Here is a 17,996-nt window from a genome sequence, read left to right on the forward strand (position 1 = left end):
GCAGGCCGGCGACAGCAACACCGCATCGCCTGACTGAGCCAGTTCTGCGCAACGCAACACGGCCTCTTCGAGCGTGGCGACATGCACCAGCGGCGCGGCATCGCCCAGCGCTTCGGCAATTCGTCCGGCATCACGACCCAGCAGCACGACGGCGCGACAATGCGCTGCCACGGCGGCCTTGAGGCCACTGAAATCGGCGCCCTTGCCATCACCACCGGCGACCAGCACCAGCTTGCCGTCGATATCCGCGCCCAGCCCTTCGATTGCCGCCAGGGCAGCACCGACATTGGTGGCTTTCGAATCGTTGTAGAACTGCACGCCCGCACGCTCGCGCAGCCACTGGCAGCGATGCTCCAGGCCTGTAAACGTACGCAGGCTTGCAAGCATGGCGTCCATCGGCAGGCCCACGGCATGCCCCAGCGCCAGCGCCGACAGGGCATTGGCCTGATTGTGCGCACCACGGACTTTCAGCTCACTGACCGGCAGCAACAGATCGAACTGGAACGCCAGGTATTTCACGCCATGCTCTTCGCGCAGACCGAAGCCACGGAAATCCGGTTTGTTCAGGCCAAAGGTCCAGCACGGCACGTCTTCGCGAATCAGCGGCCGCGACAGGGCATCCTGACGGTTGACCACCACCTGGCGGGCGCCGCGAAAAATCCGGTGCTTGGCCAGGTGATACGCCGGCAGGCCACTGTAGCGGTCCATGTGGTCTTCGCTGATGTTCAGCACGGTGGCCACTTCAGCATTCAACTGATCGGTGCTTTCCAGCTGGAAGCTCGACAGCTCAAGCACGTATAGCTCGATGTCATCAGCCAGCAGGTCCAGTGCCGGTGTACCGAGGTTGCCGCCGACAGCAACACGCTTGCCCGCCGCTGCTGCCATTTCACCGACCAGTGTGGTTACGGTGCTCTTGGCGTTGGAGCCGGTAATGGCCACGATAGGTGCCTTGGCGTGACGCGCGAACAGCTCGATGTCGCCGGACAATTTGACGCCACGCGCCTGCGCCTGCTGCAACGCTTCGGTGGCCAGCGCCAGACCCGGGCTGACATACAGTTCGCTGGCACGGCACAGGAACTCGACGTCCAGTTCGCCACAACGCACGTCCACCTGCGGATAATCGCGGCGCAAGGTCGCAAGCTCCGGTGGATTGTCCCGAGTGTCGGCCACGGCGAACGCCACGCCCTGCTTCGCCAGAAAGCGAACCAGAGACATGCCGCTCTTGCCGAGGCCGACAACGATGCGGAACTGGTCGGTAACGATCAAAGACACTCGCGTTTACCTCAGTTTCAGCGTGGCAAGGCCGAACAGCACCAGAATCACGGTGATGATCCAGAAACGGACGATCACCCGCGGCTCGGGCCAGCCTTTGAGTTCAAAGTGGTGATGAATGGGCGCCATGCGGAACACACGGCGACCGGTAAGCTTGAAGGAGGCCACCTGAATGACCACTGAAAGGGTTTCCATCACGAACACACCGCCCATGATGAACAACACGATTTCCTGGCGGACGATGACCGCAATGGTGCCCAGCGCCGCACCCAGCGCCAGCGCGCCGACGTCGCCCATGAACACCTGTGCCGGGTAGGTGTTGAACCACAGAAAGCCAAGGCCGGCGCCGATCAGCGCACTGCAGAATACGATCAGTTCGCCTGCACCCGGCACATAGGGAATCAGCAGGTATTCGGCAAATTTCACGTTACCCGACAGGTAGCAGAAAATACCCAGCGCGCCACCGACCATCACCGTCGGCATGATCGCCAGACCGTCCAGGCCATCGGTCAGGTTGACCGCGTTGCTGGAGCCGACGATGACGAAATAGGTCAGGACCACGAAGCCAATGCCCATCTGCCAGTGCATGTCTTTGAGCATCGGTACGATCAGCGTGGTTTCGACCGGCGACTGCGCGGTCATGTACAGGAAGATCGCCGCGCCCAGGCCGAATACCGATTGCCAGAAATACTTCCAGCGGCTTGGCAGGCCGCGCGAATTCTTCTCGATGACCTTGCGGTAGTCGTCGACCCAGCCGATGGCGCCGAACAGCAGGGTGACCAGCAGCACCACCCATACATAGCGGTTGGTCAGGTCGGCCCACAGCAGGGTGCTGACGGCAATCGAAGACAGAATCAGCGCACCGCCCATGGTCGGTGTACCGGACTTGGACAAGTGCGACTGCGGACCATCGTTGCGCACCGCCTGACCGATCTGGCGGGTCTGCAAGGTGCGGATCATCCACGGCCCCAGGCACAGCGACAGGCTCAGGGCCGTAAGCACGCCGAGAATCCCGCGCAGGGTCAGGTATTGGAAGACTGCAAAGCCTTTGTAGAACTGTTGTAGAAATTCAGCCAACAGCAACAGCATCAATGTTTCTCCAGGCTGGAATTGCACAAGGCCGCCACGACGTTTTCCATGGCAGCACTGCGCGATCCCTTGATCAATAAAGTGGTATTTGAATCGTGTTCACCGGCCAGCGCGGCGATCAGCCCGGCCTGGCTGGCGAAGTGGTGCGCGTGCGCACCAAAGGCATTGACGGCGTGCTGCATCAGCGGGCCGACGGCATACAGGGCATCGACCTTGCCGGCGGCATAGGCACCGACTTCGCGATGGCCCTGCTCGGCCCAGTCGCCCAGTTCACCGATGTCGCCCAGCACCAGCACCTTGCGCCCGTCAAAGCCGGCCAGCAGATCGACGGCCGCATTGATCGAAGACGGGTTGGCGTTGTAAGTGTCGTCGATGACGCGCTGTCCATTGCCGGCAATCTGCGACACCGCCCGCCCCTTGACCGGTTGCATGGCCGCAAGGCCTGCTGCGATGCCGTCCAGGCTGACGCCCAGGGCACTCGCGGCAGCGGCGCTAGCCAGTGCGTTGGCCACGTTGTGCACGCCCAGCAGATTCAGTTGCACGGCAACCGAACCTTGCGGGCTGTGCAGCGTGAAGCCCGGGCAACCGCGTGCATCACGCTGTAACTGGCTGGCATAAAAGTCGGCCTGCGGATTTTCCAGGGCAAAGCTCAGGACCTGACGATCGGCAGCGCGCTTGTGCCAGATCGGGAAAGCTTTATCGTCCAGATTCAGCACCGCAACGCCTTGGGCATTGAGGCCTTCGATGATTTCGCCTTTGGCTTCGACGATGCGCTCTGGCCCGCCGAACTCGCCGACATGGGCGGTTCCGGCATTGGTCAGAATGGCCACGTGCGGCTTGGCCAGGCTCACGGTGTAGGCAATTTCACCGACCCGCGACGCGCCCAGCTCGATGACTGCCGCGCTGTGTTCAGCGGCCAGTTCCAGCAAGGTCAGCGGCACACCCAGATCGTTATTCAGGTTGCCGCGGGTGGCCAGTACCGGGCCGCGTGTGCGCAAGATGCTGGCAAGCATTTCCTTGACCGTGGTCTTGCCGCTGGAGCCGGTCACGGCAGCCACAGGCCGGTCGATAAAGGCATTGCGATTGAGCGCTGCCAGTTGCGCCAGCGCCTTGCGTGTGTCGAGCACCACCAGTTGCGGCAAGGTTGCGCCGGGCACTTCGCGCTCGACCAGGGCACCTGTAGCGCCCTTGGCAGCGACCTGCTGCAGATAATCATGGCCGTCGAAGTTGGGGCCGGTCAGGGCCACGAACAACTCCCCGGCCTTGATGCTGCGGCTGTCGATGCTGACACCGGAAAAAAGGCAGTCGTCACCGACACGACGAGCGTCCAGCGGGGTCAGCAACTGGCTGAAGCTCAGCGGCTCAAGCATGTGCGGCCTCCCATGCAGCCAGCGCTTTGGCGGCTTCTTCAAGATCGGAAAACGGCTGGCGCTGGCCGTCGATTTCCTGATAGTCCTCATGCCCCTTGCCGGCCAACAGCACGACATCGTCTGCGTGGGCGGCGGCAATGAACGCTTCGATGGCCAGGCCACGGCCCTCGATGAAGCGCACCTGATCGGCGTCAGCAAAACCGCTGCGGATGTCATCGAAGATCTGCGCCGGCGCTTCGCTGCGCGGGTTGTCGTCGGTGACCAGCACGGTATCGGCCAGGCGTTCGGCGACTTCGGCCATCAACGGGCGCTTGCCGCGATCACGGTCGCCACCGCAGCCGAACAGGCACAACAGGCGGCCGCCGGCATGCGGGCGCAGTGCTTCAAGGACTTTTTCCAGAGCATCGGGAGTGTGTGCATAGTCGACCACCACCAGCGGCTTGTTGCCGCCGCCCAGGCGCTGCATGCGCCCGACCGGGCCCTCCAGCGTCGCAAGAACCTTGAGAATTTCATCCAGGGCGTAGTTCAGGCCCAGCAAGGCACCGATCGCCGCCAGGACATTGCTCAGGTTGAAACGGCCCAGCAGGCTGCTGCGCAGGAAATGCTCGCCGTGCGAGGTCACCAGAGTGGCGCGCACGCCGTGGTCGTCGAATTGTGCATCGCGGCAATACAGCGAGGCACTGCGGTCGAGCAGGCTGTAGGTAATCAGGCGCCCGCGGTGCTCGGCATCGGCCAGTTCGCGACCGAAGGCATCGTCCAGATTGATCACCCGGCATTGCAGGTCCGGCCAGGCGAACAACTGCGCCTTGGCGGCACCATAGGCCTCCATGGTGCCGTGATAATCGAGGTGATCGCGCGACAGGTTGGTGAACACCGCCACATCGAACGCCAACGCCTTGACCCGGCCTTGCTCAAGGCCGTGCGAAGACACTTCCATGGCCACTGCACGCGCCTGGGCCTGCATGAGGTCAGCCAGGGTGGCCTGCACGGCAATCGGGTCGGGCGTGGTATGCCGGCCACTTTCCAGTGCGCCGTAGAAACCGGTGCCCAGCGTGCCGACGATGCCGCAGCGCTGGCCCAGCAGATCCAGCGCCTGGGCAATCAGTTGGGTAACGCTGGTCTTGCCATTGGTGCCGGTAACGCCGATCAGGTTCAGGCTGCGGCTCGGTTCGCCATAAAAGCGGCCGGCAATGGCGGACAACTGCGCTGCCAGACCGCGCACCGGAATCAGCGGCACCTCGGTGAGCGGCAGGACGCTGTGACCTTCGGACTCATACGCCACAGCGGCCGCACCACGATGCAGCGCGTCGGCGATGTGCTGGCGGCCGTCAACCTTGAAACCCGGGACAGCCAGAAACAAATCGCCCGGACGCACCTTGCGGCTGTCCAGGGTCAGTTCGCGAATGAACGGATCGCGATCGGTGCTCGGAAAGATCTTGCTCAGATTAAAAGCCATCAGCCACGCCCTCCTTTGGTAACCGGTGCTGTGGTGACCTGCTCCGGCGCCAGGTTGTCAGGCGGAATGTTCATCAGCCGCAGGGTGCCGGACATCACTTTGCTGAACACCGGCGCCGACACCAGACCACCGAAGTAGCCGCCCTTGCTGGGCTCGTCGATCACGACCACGACCGCATAGCGCGGGTTGCTCATCGGGCCGAAGCCTGCGAACAGTGAGCGGTACGAGTTTTCGGCATAGCCCTTGGTGCCGATGGAGGTCTTGCGCGCCGTACCGCTCTTGCCGGCAACGTGATAGGAAGGCACACGGGCGCGGTAAACACCACGAGTGTCTTCGATAACCTGTTGCAGCATGTTGTGCAGGGTCTTGGCCGTCGCTTCGGGGATCGCCTGCACCGAGGTCGGCTCGCCATCGCTTTTCAGGATGCTCAGCGGCACGATGCGGCCATTGTTGGCCAGCGCGCCGTAGGCATGCACCAGTTGCAGGGCCGTCACCGACACACCATAGCCATAGGACAGGGTGGCGGTTTCAGCTTTACGCCATTCACGATAGTTGGGCAGGTTGCCAACCCGCTCGCCCGGGAAACCCAGGCCGGTGTATTGGCCGAAGCCCATGCGCTGCATGGTGCGGAACAGGTTCTCGCCGCCGACGTCGAACGCCACCTTGCTCATCCCCACGTTACTGGAGTTGATCAGGATGCCGGTCAGATCCAGCACAGGGCCCTCGGTCTTGCTCACGTCACGGATGGTGTAACGCCCGATCTGCAGGGTGCCGGGATAGACCTCGACCTTGTCGGTGGGCTTCCAGCGACCGCTCTCGAGGGCGGCGCCCATGGAGATCGGCTTCATGGTCGAGCCGGGTTCGAACACATCGATGATCGCCCGGTTACGCATGGCGGCCGGCACCATCGTGCGACGGTTGTTCGGGTTGTAGGTCGGGCTGTTGACCATGGCGAGAATTTCGCCGGTCTTGACGTCCATGATCACCAGGCTGCCCGCCTTGGCTTCGTTCTCGATGATTGCGTTACGCAGCTCACGGGTCGCCAGATATTGCAGGCGCAAGTCGATAGACAACGCCAAGGTCTTGCCGGCCTTGGCGTTTTTGGTGACTTGCACATCCTTGATCAGTCGCCCTCGTCGGTCCTTGATGACCTGACGCTTGCCGGGCACACCGGCCAGCCAGTCGTCATAGGCCAGCTCGACGCCCTCGCGACCGTGGTCGTCAAGGTCGGTGAAGCCGACCATGTGGGCGGTGACGTCACCGGCCGGATAGAAGCGGCGGAACTCTTCGATGCCATAGACACCGGGAACCTTGAGGTCAAGCACGGCCTGGCCGTGTTCCGGGGTCAGGCCACGGACCAGATAGATGAATTCTTTACCGGCCAGGGATTCCAGGCGCTCATTGAGTGCCTTGGGGTCCTGACCCAGCGCCTGAGCCAGCAGCGGCCACTTGCTGCGGTCCTGGAGCATTTCCTTGGGGTTGGCCCACAGGGTGGTGACCGGCGTACTGACGGCCAGCGGCTCGCCATTGCGGTCAGTGATCAGGCCACGGTGCGCCGGAATGGGAATGTGCCGCAAGCTACGGGCATCGCCCTGTTCTTGCAGGAAGGTGTGGTCAATGACCTGCAGGTCGACGATGCGCCAGCAGATGGCGAGCACCAGCAGGACCAGCAGCCCGACGACTACGCGAAAACGCCAGGGATACAGTGCGCCTTCAAGCTTCATCATGGCGCCACCATCCGCACTTCGGCAGCGCTGGGGATGCGCATCTTGAGTTGTTCGGCAGCCAGGTTTTCGATGCGGCTATGGGCGGTCCAGGTGCTTTGCTCCAGGATCAGGCGGCCCCATTCGGCTTGCGCCTTGTCGCGCACGCTCATTTCGGCGTACAGCGAGTTGAGCAACTGGCGGTTCCAGTGGGCGCTGTAAGACACGCCAATGGCCGATACCAGCACGCCAATGAACAACAGCAGCATGAAAAAGCTGCCGGTGGGCAAAGGCTTGGAGAACAGGCGGCTCAACGCAACTTCTCCGCGACACGCATGACGGCACTGCGCGAGCGTGGATTGGCACGGGTTTCAGCCTCGCTGGCAAACTGCGCCTTGCCGATCAGACGCACCTTGGGCTCGAACGGCACGGACTTGATCGGCAGGTTGCGCGGCAGGTTGTCGGCTTCGCCCTTCACCAGCTTGCGCATGAACAATTTGACGATGCGGTCTTCAAGGGAGTGAAAGCTGATCACCACCAGTCGGCCGCCGACTTCCAGTGCGTCCAGGGCCGCCTCAAGGCCAGCCTCAAGGTCGCCCAGTTCGTTGTTGACGTGAATGCGCAAACCCTGGAAGGCACGCGTTGCAGGGTGCTTGCCCTTTTCCCAGGCGGGGTTGGCGACCTTGAGCACTTCGGCAATGTCTGCGGTGCGCTCGAACGGGGTGACTTCACGGCGCGCGACCACGGCATTGGCCATGCGCCTTGCAAACCGCTCTTCGCCATATTCTTTAAAGACCCGCGCGATCTCTTCGGCGGACGCGGTGGCGACAAATTGCGCGGCGCTGATTCCCAGCTCCGGGTTCATGCGCATGTCCAGCGGGCCGTCGTTCATGAAGCTGAAGCCACGCTCGGGGTCGTCGAGCTGTGGCGAAGAGACGCCCAGGTCCAGCAGCACACCACTGACCTTGCCATGCAGGTCGCGGGCCTGCACCTCGCTGCCCAGCTCGGCAAAACTGCGCTGCACAATGACGAAGCGGCCGTCTTCGGCCGCCAGCGCTTGCCCCGTGGCAATCGCTTGCGGGTCTTTGTCGAACCCCAGCAGTCGCCCCTCGGGACCTAAATGTTCAAGCACGAGACGACTGTGACCGCCACGACCAAACGTGCCATCCAGATAGCAGCCGTCTGCACGGACGGCCAAGGCCTCTACTGCTTCTTCAAGCAGTACGGTGGTGTGGGTGAAATTGCCATTCATAGTCACAGGATCAGGTCACGTAAATCATCAGGCATCGCGCCAGGTTGTTGAATAGCCGCAAGGTCCGCCTCAGCAAGAGCGTTCCAGGCGTCCTCGTCCCATAATTGAAACTTGTTTAGCTGGCCAACTAACATCACGCTCTTATCCAACTTGGCATACACGCGTAAACGTGGCGGTACAAGCAATCGCCCGCTGCCATCAAGCTCCAGATCGACGGCATTGCCGATCAGTAGCCGCTGCAAACGACGATTTTCTTCTCGGAAGGTGGCGAGCTCACGCAGCTTCGCCTCAATCAATTCCCACTCGGACAGCGGATAAATGCACAAGCAGGGGTCAACGGCATCGATGGTTACTACCAATTGGCCACCACTACGCGATTCAAGCTCACCACGGTAACGACTCGGCATGGCGAGACGTCCCTTGGCATCGAGATTGATTGCGTTGGCACCACGAAACACAGGCGAAGTCTCCGAATTCTATATTCTCGCGCTGGAAAAACCCACTTCGTGCCACTTTCTGCCACTTGCGCACACTATAGGAACGCGGCCACCACACCGTCAAGGCGCGCCCCTAAGGAAAACCCTTACATAACGGAGATTTAGGAGTGGTATTGGATGAGCGGATATGTATGGGGCAAGCCGCCCGCAGATTAATCCGAGAAAATTCAAGGAAGTGAGAATGAAAGTTAAAGTGATTTGTGAAGTTCGGAAATATTTTCCATATTTACGAACCGGTTCACGTCTGCCGAAAAGCAGATGGAAGGAGGTGGAGAGTCGATCTGTAAGCCGGGTTCTGTCGAGGACAGTCATTCCTCTACGACGGCCATCACTGGACGTCTTTAGCAACCTACCCGGTTCCAGCGCGGGCCACGCCTAGGAACCCTATTTGGTCTTGCTCCGAGTGGGGTTTACCTTGCCACGAACTGTTGCCAGACGTGCGGTGCGCTCTTACCGCACCTTTTCACCCTTACCGGCACCGAAGTGCTTAGGCGGTTATTTTCTGTGGCACTTTCCGTAGGCTCACGCCTCCCAGGCGTTACCTGGCACTCCGCCCTATGGAGCCCGGACTTTCCTCCCCCCCTTGTTGCGGAACAACAAGAAGCAGCGACTGTCCAATCGACTCTCCGCCGCCAAGGTTAGCGGCACACGCCGACAAGAACAAGCTTTAAAAGCCTGGACTTGCCTGTGGCAGTAACAAAAAGGCCTTATTTATCCTTTTGTTTATCAAGCGCTAACTGATAAAGCAGGTTTTTGCGCACCCCGGTGATTTCAGCCGCCAAGGCTGCCGCCCGCTTGACCGGCAAATCCTGCAACAGCAAATCCAGCACGCGACGCGCTTCGGTGCCGACCGCATCGTCATCCTCCGGTGCGCTCCAGCCGGCCACCAGCACCACGCACTCACCGCGCTGCTGATTGCTGTCGGCTTCGACAAACGCACGCAACTGCGCCAGCGGCAAGCCTTTGAGCGTTTCGAACGTCTTGGTCAATTCGCGAGCCAGCAAGGCCGGACGCTCGGCACCCAATACCGCCTCCATGTCCTGCAGACACTCCAGAATGCGGTGCGGCGCCTCATAGAAAATCAGCGTACGCGGCTCTTCGACCAGTTGCTCCAGACGCGACCTGCGCCCCACCGCCTTGGCCGGCAAAAAACCTTCAAAAATAAAACGATCCGAAGGCAACCCCGCCGCCGACAGCGCGGCGATCAATGCACACGCGCCAGGCACAGGCACCACTGCAATGCCGGCGGCGCGCGCCTGACGAACCAGGTGATAGCCGGGATCGGAGATCAATGGCGTGCCCGCATCGGAAATCAGCGCCACGCTGTCACCGGCCAGCAGACGCTCGATGAACCGGCTACCCTCTGCTCGTTCGTTATGCTCATGGCAGGCCGCCAGTGGCGTCGCTATGCCAAAGTGCTGCATCAATCGCAATGAATGGCGTGTATCCTCGGCGGCAATCAACGCGACTTCACGCAGAACCTTCAGTGCCCGCACGCTCATGTCGTCCAGATTGCCGATGGGCGTGGCCACGACATAAAGCGAGCCGGCGGCGGAATTCGAAGCGACCTGAACAGTCAAAACGCACACCTCATGTTGATGACTCCAAGCGTCGATAAAAAACGCATTGTACAGACTGCATGCGCTTTGCACGGGGTCGCACACCAGCAAGCCTATAAAAGGAAGTAAAGGCATGATTGCTTCGCGCCCTCCACCACAAGAAAACGCGTGACGACTCGACTGCTATACCTGTCAGAGCTTTACATGCCTTCAAAGTCGCACCCCGGCTAGCGCTTGGGTACAATCGCCCGCTAATTTGCTTGAGTACCAGGAACATATACATGATCGCTTGTCTGCGGCTGTTCTCTGCCCTCGGTCTTGCCGCCTTACTGGCTGCCTGCGCCGGCTCACCCACCTCCAGCCTCGGTGAGCTGCCTCGCACCCCCGACGCCAGCATTGAACAACTGCTGGAACAGGCAGCGAGCGCCAAAACCCCGGAACAGGCCGCCACCCTGCGCCTGAGCGCCGCCGACAAGGCCAATAGCCAGGGCAACGCCGGTCGCGCTGCACAACTGCTTGAGCAGGTCAAAATCGACCAGTTGCCGCCCGGCCTGCAAGTGTTCGCCAGCACTCTGTCGGCAGAGCTGGCCCTGGGCCGCAACCAGCCCAAAGCAGCACTCGCCGCCCTCAATCATCCAAGCCTGCAACGCCTTGGCGAACTGTCGGTCGAGCAACAACTGCGCACCCACAGCGTTCGCGCCCGCGCCCTGGAAATGGACGGCCAGATCCTGCCCGCCATTCGCGAACGTGTCTTTGCCGGCCCCTTGCTGCAAGGCAGCGAGATAGGCGCCAACAACGACGCGATCTGGAAACTGCTGTCCACCTTGCCGGCCGAGCAACTGCAAGCGACCAGCAACGACGACTTCGGCGGCTGGCTGAACCTGACCCGCGCACTCAAGGGTGCCGGCACCCTGGAGCAGCAACAGGCCGCCATCGACAACTGGAAGGCACAAAACCCTCAGCACCCTGCCGCCGTGCAATTGCCGACGGCTCTGGCTCAATTGCGTGACCTGACCAGCGAACCCCTGACCCGCATCGCCCTGCTTCTGCCGCAGGAAGGCCAATTGGCCAATGTGGCCAAAGCCCTTCGCGAAGGCTTTCTGGCGGCGCACTATCAAGCCCAGCAGGCCGGCCAGAACCCTCCGGCCATTCAGGTTTTCGACAGTTCGCGACTGACCTCGATGGACGAGTTCTACCGCCAGGCCCAGGCGGCCGGCGTGCAACTGGTGGTCGGCCCACTGGAGAAAGACCTGGTCAAGCAACTCAGTGCCCGCCCGAACCTGCCCATCACCACGCTGGCCCTCAATTACAGCGATAGCGCCACGGCTGGCCCACAAGAGCTGTTCCAGTTCGGTCTGGCTGCCGAGGACGAAGCCCGCGAGGTCGCACGCCGCGCCTGGGCCGACGGCAAGCGCACCGCCGTTGCCATGGTCCCCAAAGGCGAATGGGGCGACCGCGTCCTGACCGCCTTCAACAACAGCTGGCGTGCCAAGGGCGGCACCCTGGTCGCAGTCGAGCGCATTGACCAGCCGGTCGATCTGGCTCGCCAGATTGGCGACATGTTCCAGCTACGCGCCAGCGAAGGCCGCGCCCAGCGCCTGCAAAGCGCTGCCGGTGCGCAAGTCGCCGCACAACCGTCGCGTCGTCACGACATCGACTTCATGTTCCTGGTCGCCACACCGCAACTGGCCCAGCAGATCAAGCCGACCATGGTCTTCCAGTACGCCGGCGACGTACCGGTTTACGCGACCTCCCAGCTGTTCACCAACAGCAACGATCAGGCGCAGTACAACGACCTCAACGGCGTACGCTTTTGCGACACGCCGTGGCTGCTCAACGCCAATGACCCACTGCGCCAGCAAGTGGTTGCCCAGTGGCCACAAGCCGCCGGCAGCCTGGGCCGGCTCTACGCCATGGGCGTCGATGCCTACCGCCTGGCACCGCGCCTGAACCAGCTCAAGGCACTGCCCGAGAGCCGCCTTGACGGCCTGTCCGGCAGCCTGAGCCTGAACGCCAATCGTCGCGTCGAACGCCAACTGCCGTGGGCCGAGTTCGTCAATGGCCAGGTACAACGCCTGCCGGACACCGCGCCTTGAAATCAGGCAGTAACAGCGCAGGGCAAGAGGCTGAAGCCTATGCCCTGCACTACCTTCAGCAGCAAGGCCTGGACCTGATCGAGAAAAACTGGTCATGCCGACGCGGCGAGCTTGATCTGGTCATGCTCGACGGCGATACAGTAGTATTCGTCGAAGTTCGCTACCGCAGCCATAAAGGCTGGGGTAGCGCACTGGAAAGCGTCGATGCACGCAAACAGGAAAAGCTCATCATGGCAGCGCAGCTGTTTCTGCAACACGCACCACGCTGGGCCGAATATCCCTGTCGCTTCGATGTACTGGCGATTGACGGGCAACCGGGTCATGCACCACCGCTCAACTGGCTCAAGAACGCATTCGACAGTTGAACAGGCCTGCGCCCACCCCTGAACATCCCGCTCACTCAACACCGATTCTTTGCTGTTTGCCGTGCAGGCTGCACCCTCAAACAGCCGCCTTACGCTCTAACCAAGGTCACTCTAGATGGACATGCAATCGCGTATTCGCCGGCTCTTCCAGGCCAGCATCGACACCAAGCAACAGGCGATGGACGTCCTGGCACCCCACATCGAGCTGGCCAGCCAGGTCATGGTCAATGCCCTGCTCAACGAGGGCAAGATGCTGTCCTGTGGCAATGGCGGCTCGGCAGGCGACGCCCAGCATTTTTCATCGGAGCTGCTCAACCGCTTCGAGCGCGAACGCCCCAGCCTGCCGGCCATCGCACTGACCACCGACAGCTCGACCATTACCTCGATTGCCAACGACTACAGCTTCAACGAAGTGTTTTCCAAGCAGATCCGCGCCCTGGGCCAACCTGGCGACGTACTGCTGGCCATTTCCACCAGCGGTAATTCGGCGAACATTATTCAAGCCATCCAGGCCGCACATGATCGCGAAATGATTGTCGTAGCATTGACCGGGCACGACGGCGGCGATGTTGCTTCGCTGCTGCTGCCCGAGGACGTGGAAATCCGCGTACCTGCCAAAGTCACAGCGCGCATCCAGGAAGTCCACCTGCTGGCGATCCATTGCCTCTGCGATCTGATCGACAGCCAATTGTTCGGGAGTGAAGAATGACCCCTAATCGTCTCAGTCTGGCATTACTGGCCCTGTGCCTGGGCCTGAGTGGTTGCAGCTCGGTGCTGACCGCCACTCGCGACAACCCGATCGAAGATGATCGTGGCACGCGCACCATCGGCAGCAAGATCGATGACTCACTGATCGAAACCAAAGCGGCCGTAAACATCTCCAAGGCCGACCCGGACCTGGCCGAAGGCTCGCACGTGGTGGTGACCAGCTATAACGGCATCGTTCTGCTGGCAGGCCAGACCCCGCGCGCAGAACTCAAGGCCATTGCCGAACAGGCCGCCGCCTCCGTGCAGCGCGTCAAAAAGGTCAATAACGAACTCCAGGTGTTGCCGCCTTCGTCACTGCTGGCGCGCAACAACGATGCCTGGCTGACCACCAAGATCAAGTCGCAGATGCTCACCGACAATTCGATCCCCGGCTCACGCATCAAGGTGGTGACCGAGAACGGTATCGTCTATCTGCTGGGTCTGGTAACTCAACAAGAAGCCACTCGCGCGACCAATCTGGTTCAGGGTGTGTCGGGCGTGCAGAAAATCGTCAAGCTGTTCGAATACATCGACTGAGCAGCAAAGGCCACACATGAAAAAGGCGATCCGGATGGATCGCCTTTTTTTATTTCACAACCTTCAGGCTCGGCCTGCCGCTGGGACGCGGAGGCTCGCTGTCGGGCGGCGGAGCATCGTCATCGAGGTCGACCTCATCGACATCGTGCTCCTCGAGCGAAGGCTCCAGGTCAAAGACCATCCCCTGGCCGTTTTCTCTGGCATAGATACCCAATATCGCGCCGACCGGGACGTACAGCGTATGCGGTACGCCACCGAAGCGACCTTCGAAACTGACTGCCTCGTTATCCATGTGCAAGTGACGCACGGCAGTGGGTGAAACGTTCAGGACAATCTGGCCATCATTGGCAAATCCCTGAGGGACCTGCACGGAGGGATACTCCGCATTGACCAGCACATGCGGGGTGCAATCGTTATCCACAATCCACTCATAGAGAGCACGGATCAGATAAGGGCGACTGGAGTTCATCAACGGCTCCTTAAGCCTTAGCGCATTTCACGTTCGGCAGCAGACAAGCTTGCCTGGAATGCCTCACGTACGAACTGGCGCTCCATGTAGTCGAGCAACGGCTTGGCGGGCCGAGGCAATTCGATACCCAATACCGGCAAACGCCAGAGTATGGGCAATAGACAGCAATCGACGAGACTTAGCTCGTCACTGAGGAAAAAAGGTTTCTCCGCAAACAGCGGCGACACCCCGGTCAGACTCTCGCGCAGCTCCTTGCGGGCCTGCACACGTGCACCCTCCTTGGACCGCGGATCCAGGATCAGATCCACAAGCCCGCACCAGTCACGCTGGATGCGATGCATCAGCAGACGGCTGTTGGCCTTGGCCACAGGGTACACCGGCATCAACGGCGGATGCGGGTAGCGCTCCTCCAGATACTCCATCACCACACTGGGCTCGTACAACGCCAGGTCGCGGTCGACCAGGGTCGGCAAGGTGCCATAGGGATTGACCTCGACCAGTTGCGGCGGCACGCGACCTGCCACAACGTCGATGATCTCGGCCACGACACCTTTCTCGGCGAGTACGATACGTACGCGATGGGAATAGTGATCGGCGGGGTCGGAATAACAGGCCAACCGGTTGGTCACGCCCATGGTGATCCTCCTCGCTTGTAAAAATGGATGAAACAGACAGGCAAGAACGTCCTGAGACGCGTGCGCCTCATGATCGCTTCGCGGGCGACAAGATAGCGTATTTACAGCAAAGAATTTGGCAATCTTGCGCCGCCGGGCGTGGACGCTGCAATCATTACTTCATACAGGCGCCGCAGAACACGTGCCTCAGGCTTTATATCAGTGTATGCCTTTCCAGTATTCGCGCTTGAGCAAGCCGACCAGGACGATGAACAGCGCCAGATACAGCAACACCCAGGTGCCGATGCGCCGATGTTCAAGCTTGAGCGGGTCGGCCGAGTAAGCCAGGAAGGTCACCAGATTTCTGATTGTGTCGTCGAATTGCTCGACGCTCAGGCTGCCGGTATCGGGCATGACAATCAATCGATCACAATTCAAGCCGCCCGGCAGCGGACAATCAAGCAGCTGACGCCCCTGCAGGCGTCCCAGCACATTGGGCATGCCCACGTCAGGGTACACCCGGTTATTGACCCCCAGCGGCCGCGCCGGGTCCTCATAGAACGAGCGCAGGTAATGATACAGCCAGTCGGTGCCGCGAACCCGCGCCACCAGAGTCAGGTCCGGCGGCGCAGCCCCGAACCAGACCTTGGCATCTGCCGGGCGCATGCCGGTTTTCATATGATCGCCAATCCTGGCCCCGGTAAAGACCAGCTTCTCCAGCATGACTTCATGGGCAATACCCAGATCGTCTGCCACACGCTCATAGCGCTGGTATTGAGCGCCATGACAACCCATGCAGTAATTGACGAACGTACGCGCACCATCCTGCAGCGCGGCCTTGTCGGAAAGATCGATACTGACAGGCTCCAGAACCTGCCCGGCGGGCTCGGCAGCCAGCGACAGCACAGGCAACAATGCCAGTAGCCAGACAACCGGCAACCTGCACATCAGCCTGTCACCCTGTCAGGAACCGGCCTGGTTTTCTCAAACCGGGTATAGAGCGGCATCAACGCAAAACAGGCAAAGTACGCAACCGCGCACACCCTCGACAGCAGCGTGCGCTCAGGCGTGGGCGGCTGCACACCGAGAACGCCAAGGGTGATGAACGCTACACAGAACACCAATAGCCACACCCGGCTCAGCCAGCCCTTGTAGCGCATGGAGCGCACCGGGCTGCGGTCCAGCCACGGCAGCACAAACAGCACGGCAATCGCGGCACCCATGGCCATGACCCCCATGAGTTTGTCCGGTACCGCGCGCAAAATGGCGTAGAACGGCGTGAAGTACCACACCGGCGCGATGTGCTCCGGCGTCTTGAACGCGTTGGCGGGCTCGAAATTCGGCTTCTCCAGAAAATAGCCGCCCATCTCCGGAAAGAAAAACACGACGGTGCAGAACACGAAGAGAAACACGGCGACACCAAAAAGATCCTTCACCGTGTAATAAGGATGAAACGGTATACCGTCCAGCGGCACACCGTTCTCGTCTTTGTGCTTCCTGATGTCGATACCATCGGGATTGTTCGACCCCACTTCATGCAACGCCAGGATATGCAGCACCACCAACCCCAGGATGACAATCGGTAGCGCAATGACGTGCAAGGCGAAAAAGCGGTTCAGGGTAATACCGGAAACCAGATAGTCGCCACGAATCCACTGGGTCAGCCCCTCGCCGATGACAGGAATCGCGCCAAACAGCGAAATGATCACCTGCGCGCCCCAGTACGACATCTGCCCCCATGGCAGCAGATAGCCCATGAAAGCCTCGGCCATCAACGCCAGATAGATGAACATGCCAAAGATCCACACCAGCTCGCGGGGTTTCTGGTATGAGCCATAAAGCAGCCCACGAAACATGTGCAGGTAGATCACGATGAAAAACGCCGAAGCGCCGGTGGAGTGCAACTGACGCAAGATGGCGCCGTACTCGACATCGCGCATCAGGTACTCGATCGACGCAAAAGCCCCTTCGGCGGTGGGCGTGTAATACATCGTCAGCCATATTCCGGTCAGCAGCTGGTTTACCAGCACCAGCAATGCCAGCGAGCCGAAGAAGTACAGGATGTTGAAGTTTTTCGGAACGCAATAGCGGCTCAGATGCTCTTCAAACATCCGCGTCGCGGGAAAGCGCGCATCGATCCACGTCATGAAGCGGCTCATGACCTGCCCTCCTGATCGACACCAATGACAATGACGGCCTCTGACTCGTAGTGATGAGGCGGCACCGGCAGGTTCAGCGGTGCGGGCTGCGCCTTGTAGACCCGCCCGGCCAGGTCATAGCGCGTACCGTGACACGGGCAGAAATAGCCGCCACGCCACTCTTTACCAAGGTCGGCGGGCGCCACTTCGGGACGATAGGTTGGCGAGCAGCCCAGATGCGTACAGATACCGACCAGCAGCACGATCTGCGGCTTGATCGAGCGTGTCCGCGGATCGACGTAAGCGGGTTGCACCGACTCTCTGGAATCAGGGTCCGCCAACTGGTCAGCGAGCTGAACCAGGCTTTCGAGGGTCTGTGGCGTTCGACGCAGAATGAACACGGGCTGACCGCGCCATTCGGCGACCATCTGCTGACCGGGCTCGATCTTGCCGACATCGACCTTGACCGGCGCCCCCGCCGCCCTCGCCCTGGCCCCTGGAAACCACGAGCCCACGAAGGGAACCGCAGCGCCCACCAGACCTGCCGCCCCCACAATCGAGGTTGTCGCCACCAGGAAGCGGCGCCGATCTGGATTCAACTGGTCTGGATTGATGCAATCAGTGCTCATTCCACCCACTCCCGCGCACATGCAGAACCTGCGTATGCAGCGGCCTGCCTGATAACAATCTAGTCGTTGGCAGGTTCAAGAGAGCGCTAATAAAGCCCTTGCGGATGGAAGGCGCGAGTGTAAATACAGGCTTACAACATTACGATGAAATCGCAGGCATAAAAAAAACGCCCGGCTTCGTGAGAAGCGGGCGTTTTTTATTT

Annotated in this window: 18 protein-coding genes and 1 other RNA gene; 4 read left to right on the forward strand and 15 right to left on the reverse strand. The window is 60.8% G+C overall.

What is annotated here, in order from left to right; all coding sequences use genetic code 11:
• The 10 genes from murD to rsmI all read right to left on the reverse strand — a co-directional run.
• On the reverse strand, positions 1-1,272 hold a 1,272-nt coding region (gene murD / locus ACYP2A_RS30650), incomplete at its 3' end, for a UDP-N-acetylmuramoyl-L-alanine--D-glutamate ligase (RefSeq protein WP_459749666.1).
• A 6-nt stretch (positions 1,273-1,278) separates the two neighbouring features.
• On the reverse strand, positions 1,279-2,361 hold the full coding sequence (gene mraY / locus ACYP2A_RS30655; protein ID WP_459749667.1) for a phospho-N-acetylmuramoyl-pentapeptide-transferase: 1,083 nt from the start codon (positions 2,359-2,361) through the stop codon (positions 1,279-1,281).
• Positions 2,361-3,731: a UDP-N-acetylmuramoyl-tripeptide--D-alanyl-D-alanine ligase gene (locus ACYP2A_RS30660; RefSeq protein WP_459749668.1), complete on the reverse strand. Its 1,371-nt coding sequence runs from the start codon at positions 3,729-3,731 to the stop codon at positions 2,361-2,363. Before ACYP2A_RS30660 ends, mraY begins: the two co-directional genes overlap by 1 nt.
• Positions 3,724-5,187 carry a UDP-N-acetylmuramoyl-L-alanyl-D-glutamate--2,6-diaminopimelate ligase gene (gene murE / locus ACYP2A_RS30665; protein WP_459749669.1) on the reverse strand — a complete coding sequence of 488 codons (1,464 nt, stop codon included), beginning with the start codon at positions 5,185-5,187 and terminating at the stop codon, positions 3,724-3,726. Before murE ends, ACYP2A_RS30660 begins: the two co-directional genes overlap by 8 nt.
• Positions 5,187-6,911, reverse strand: coding sequence for a peptidoglycan D,D-transpeptidase FtsI family protein (locus tag ACYP2A_RS30670; RefSeq protein WP_459749850.1), 1,725 nt, complete (start codon positions 6,909-6,911; stop codon positions 5,187-5,189). The genes murE and ACYP2A_RS30670 overlap by 1 nt, the downstream gene beginning before the upstream one ends.
• Positions 6,911-7,204 (reverse strand): cell division protein FtsL, encoded by a 294-nt coding sequence (gene ftsL / locus ACYP2A_RS30675; RefSeq protein ID WP_459749670.1) that lies wholly within the window; start codon positions 7,202-7,204, stop codon positions 6,911-6,913. Before ftsL ends, ACYP2A_RS30670 begins: the two co-directional genes overlap by 1 nt.
• Positions 7,201-8,142 carry a 16S rRNA (cytosine(1402)-N(4))-methyltransferase RsmH gene (gene rsmH / locus ACYP2A_RS30680; protein ID WP_459749671.1) on the reverse strand — a complete coding sequence of 314 codons (942 nt, stop codon included), beginning with the start codon at positions 8,140-8,142 and terminating at the stop codon, positions 7,201-7,203. Before rsmH ends, ftsL begins: the two co-directional genes overlap by 4 nt.
• 2 nt (positions 8,143-8,144) lie before the next feature.
• Positions 8,145-8,600, reverse strand: a complete 456-nt coding sequence (mraZ, locus tag ACYP2A_RS30685; RefSeq protein ID WP_459749672.1) for a division/cell wall cluster transcriptional repressor MraZ — start codon at positions 8,598-8,600, stop codon at positions 8,145-8,147.
• 307 nt (positions 8,601-8,907) lie between these two features.
• Positions 8,908-9,265, reverse strand: an RNA gene (gene rnpB / locus ACYP2A_RS30690) — RNase P RNA component class A.
• Between the two features lie 81 nt (positions 9,266-9,346).
• Complete coding sequence (gene rsmI, locus ACYP2A_RS30695) at positions 9,347-10,219, reverse strand: 16S rRNA (cytidine(1402)-2'-O)-methyltransferase (RefSeq protein WP_459749673.1); 873 nt, start codon at positions 10,217-10,219, stop codon at positions 9,347-9,349.
• 260 nt (positions 10,220-10,479) lie between these two features.
• Between rsmI and ACYP2A_RS30700 the strand changes: the two genes are divergently transcribed.
• The 4 genes from ACYP2A_RS30700 to ACYP2A_RS30715 all read left to right on the forward strand — a co-directional run bounded on the left by ACYP2A_RS30700 (position 10,480) and on the right by ACYP2A_RS30715 (position 13,943).
• The gene (locus tag ACYP2A_RS30700) at positions 10,480-12,294 is read left to right on the forward strand and encodes a penicillin-binding protein activator (protein ID WP_459749674.1); all 1,815 of its coding nucleotides are present in this window, start codon (positions 10,480-10,482) and stop codon (positions 12,292-12,294) included.
• On the forward strand, positions 12,291-12,659 hold the full coding sequence (locus tag ACYP2A_RS30705; RefSeq protein ID WP_459749675.1) for a YraN family protein: 369 nt from the start codon (positions 12,291-12,293) through the stop codon (positions 12,657-12,659). Before ACYP2A_RS30700 ends, ACYP2A_RS30705 begins: the two co-directional genes overlap by 4 nt.
• A gap of 115 nt (positions 12,660-12,774) precedes the next feature.
• Entirely contained in the window at positions 12,775-13,368 is a 594-nt protein-coding gene (locus tag ACYP2A_RS30710) for a phosphoheptose isomerase (RefSeq protein WP_122469242.1), read from the forward strand.
• Positions 13,365-13,943, forward strand: a complete 579-nt coding sequence (locus ACYP2A_RS30715; protein WP_459749676.1) for a BON domain-containing protein — start codon at positions 13,365-13,367, stop codon at positions 13,941-13,943. Before ACYP2A_RS30710 ends, ACYP2A_RS30715 begins: the two co-directional genes overlap by 4 nt.
• Before the next feature lie 49 nt (positions 13,944-13,992).
• On the opposite strand, the gene ACYP2A_RS30720 is transcribed toward ACYP2A_RS30715, so the two are convergent.
• The 5 genes from ACYP2A_RS30720 to petA all read right to left on the reverse strand — a co-directional run bounded on the left by ACYP2A_RS30720 (position 13,993) and on the right by petA (position 17,793).
• Positions 13,993-14,412 (reverse strand): ClpXP protease specificity-enhancing factor, encoded by a 420-nt coding sequence (locus tag ACYP2A_RS30720; protein ID WP_459749677.1) that lies wholly within the window; start codon positions 14,410-14,412, stop codon positions 13,993-13,995.
• Positions 14,413-14,429: 17 nt separating this feature from the next.
• Complete coding sequence (locus ACYP2A_RS30725) at positions 14,430-15,047, reverse strand: glutathione S-transferase N-terminal domain-containing protein (protein WP_459749678.1); 618 nt, start codon at positions 15,045-15,047, stop codon at positions 14,430-14,432.
• 198 nt (positions 15,048-15,245) lie between these two features.
• Positions 15,246-15,974 carry a cytochrome c1 gene (locus ACYP2A_RS30730; protein ID WP_459749679.1) on the reverse strand — a complete coding sequence of 243 codons (729 nt, stop codon included), beginning with the start codon at positions 15,972-15,974 and terminating at the stop codon, positions 15,246-15,248.
• Positions 15,974-17,185: a cytochrome b gene (locus ACYP2A_RS30735; protein ID WP_459749680.1), complete on the reverse strand. Its 1,212-nt coding sequence runs from the start codon at positions 17,183-17,185 to the stop codon at positions 15,974-15,976. Before ACYP2A_RS30735 ends, ACYP2A_RS30730 begins: the two co-directional genes overlap by 1 nt.
• Entirely contained in the window at positions 17,182-17,793 is a 612-nt protein-coding gene (gene petA / locus ACYP2A_RS30740) for a ubiquinol-cytochrome c reductase iron-sulfur subunit (RefSeq protein WP_459749681.1), read from the reverse strand. Before petA ends, ACYP2A_RS30735 begins: the two co-directional genes overlap by 4 nt.
• Positions 17,794-17,996 lie beyond the last annotated feature (203 nt).

The sequence above is a fragment of the Pseudomonas sp. 3A(2025) genome (assembly GCF_054589175.1).

Excerpts from the sequence above, each read along its gene's own strand:
- mraY (WP_459749667.1), bottom strand. The coding sequence starts at position 2,361 with ATGCTGTTGCTGTTGGCTGAATTTCTACAACAGTTCTACAAAGGCTTT.
- ACYP2A_RS30660 (WP_459749668.1), bottom strand. The coding sequence starts at position 3,731 with ATGCTTGAGCCGCTGAGCTTCAGCCAGTTGCTGACCCCGCTGGACGCT.
- ACYP2A_RS30730 (WP_459749679.1), bottom strand. The coding sequence starts at position 15,974 with ATGTGCAGGTTGCCGGTTGTCTGGCTACTGGCATTGTTGCCTGTGCTG.
- rsmH (WP_459749671.1), bottom strand. The coding sequence starts at position 8,142 with ATGAATGGCAATTTCACCCACACCACCGTACTGCTTGAAGAAGCAGTA.
- ACYP2A_RS30725 (WP_459749678.1), bottom strand. The coding sequence starts at position 15,047 with ATGGGCGTGACCAACCGGTTGGCCTGTTATTCCGACCCCGCCGATCAC.
- petA (WP_459749681.1), bottom strand. The coding sequence starts at position 17,793 with ATGAGCACTGATTGCATCAATCCAGACCAGTTGAATCCAGATCGGCGC.
- ACYP2A_RS30670 (WP_459749850.1), bottom strand. The coding sequence starts at position 6,911 with ATGAAGCTTGAAGGCGCACTGTATCCCTGGCGTTTTCGCGTAGTCGTC.
- ACYP2A_RS30710 (WP_122469242.1), top strand. The coding sequence starts at position 12,775 with ATGGACATGCAATCGCGTATTCGCCGGCTCTTCCAGGCCAGCATCGAC.
- ACYP2A_RS30715 (WP_459749676.1), top strand. The coding sequence starts at position 13,365 with ATGACCCCTAATCGTCTCAGTCTGGCATTACTGGCCCTGTGCCTGGGC.
- ACYP2A_RS30720 (WP_459749677.1), bottom strand. The coding sequence starts at position 14,412 with ATGAACTCCAGTCGCCCTTATCTGATCCGTGCTCTCTATGAGTGGATT.
- ACYP2A_RS30700 (WP_459749674.1), top strand. The coding sequence starts at position 10,480 with ATGATCGCTTGTCTGCGGCTGTTCTCTGCCCTCGGTCTTGCCGCCTTA.
- ACYP2A_RS30735 (WP_459749680.1), bottom strand. The coding sequence starts at position 17,185 with ATGAGCCGCTTCATGACGTGGATCGATGCGCGCTTTCCCGCGACGCGG.
- murE (WP_459749669.1), bottom strand. The coding sequence starts at position 5,187 with ATGGCTTTTAATCTGAGCAAGATCTTTCCGAGCACCGATCGCGATCCG.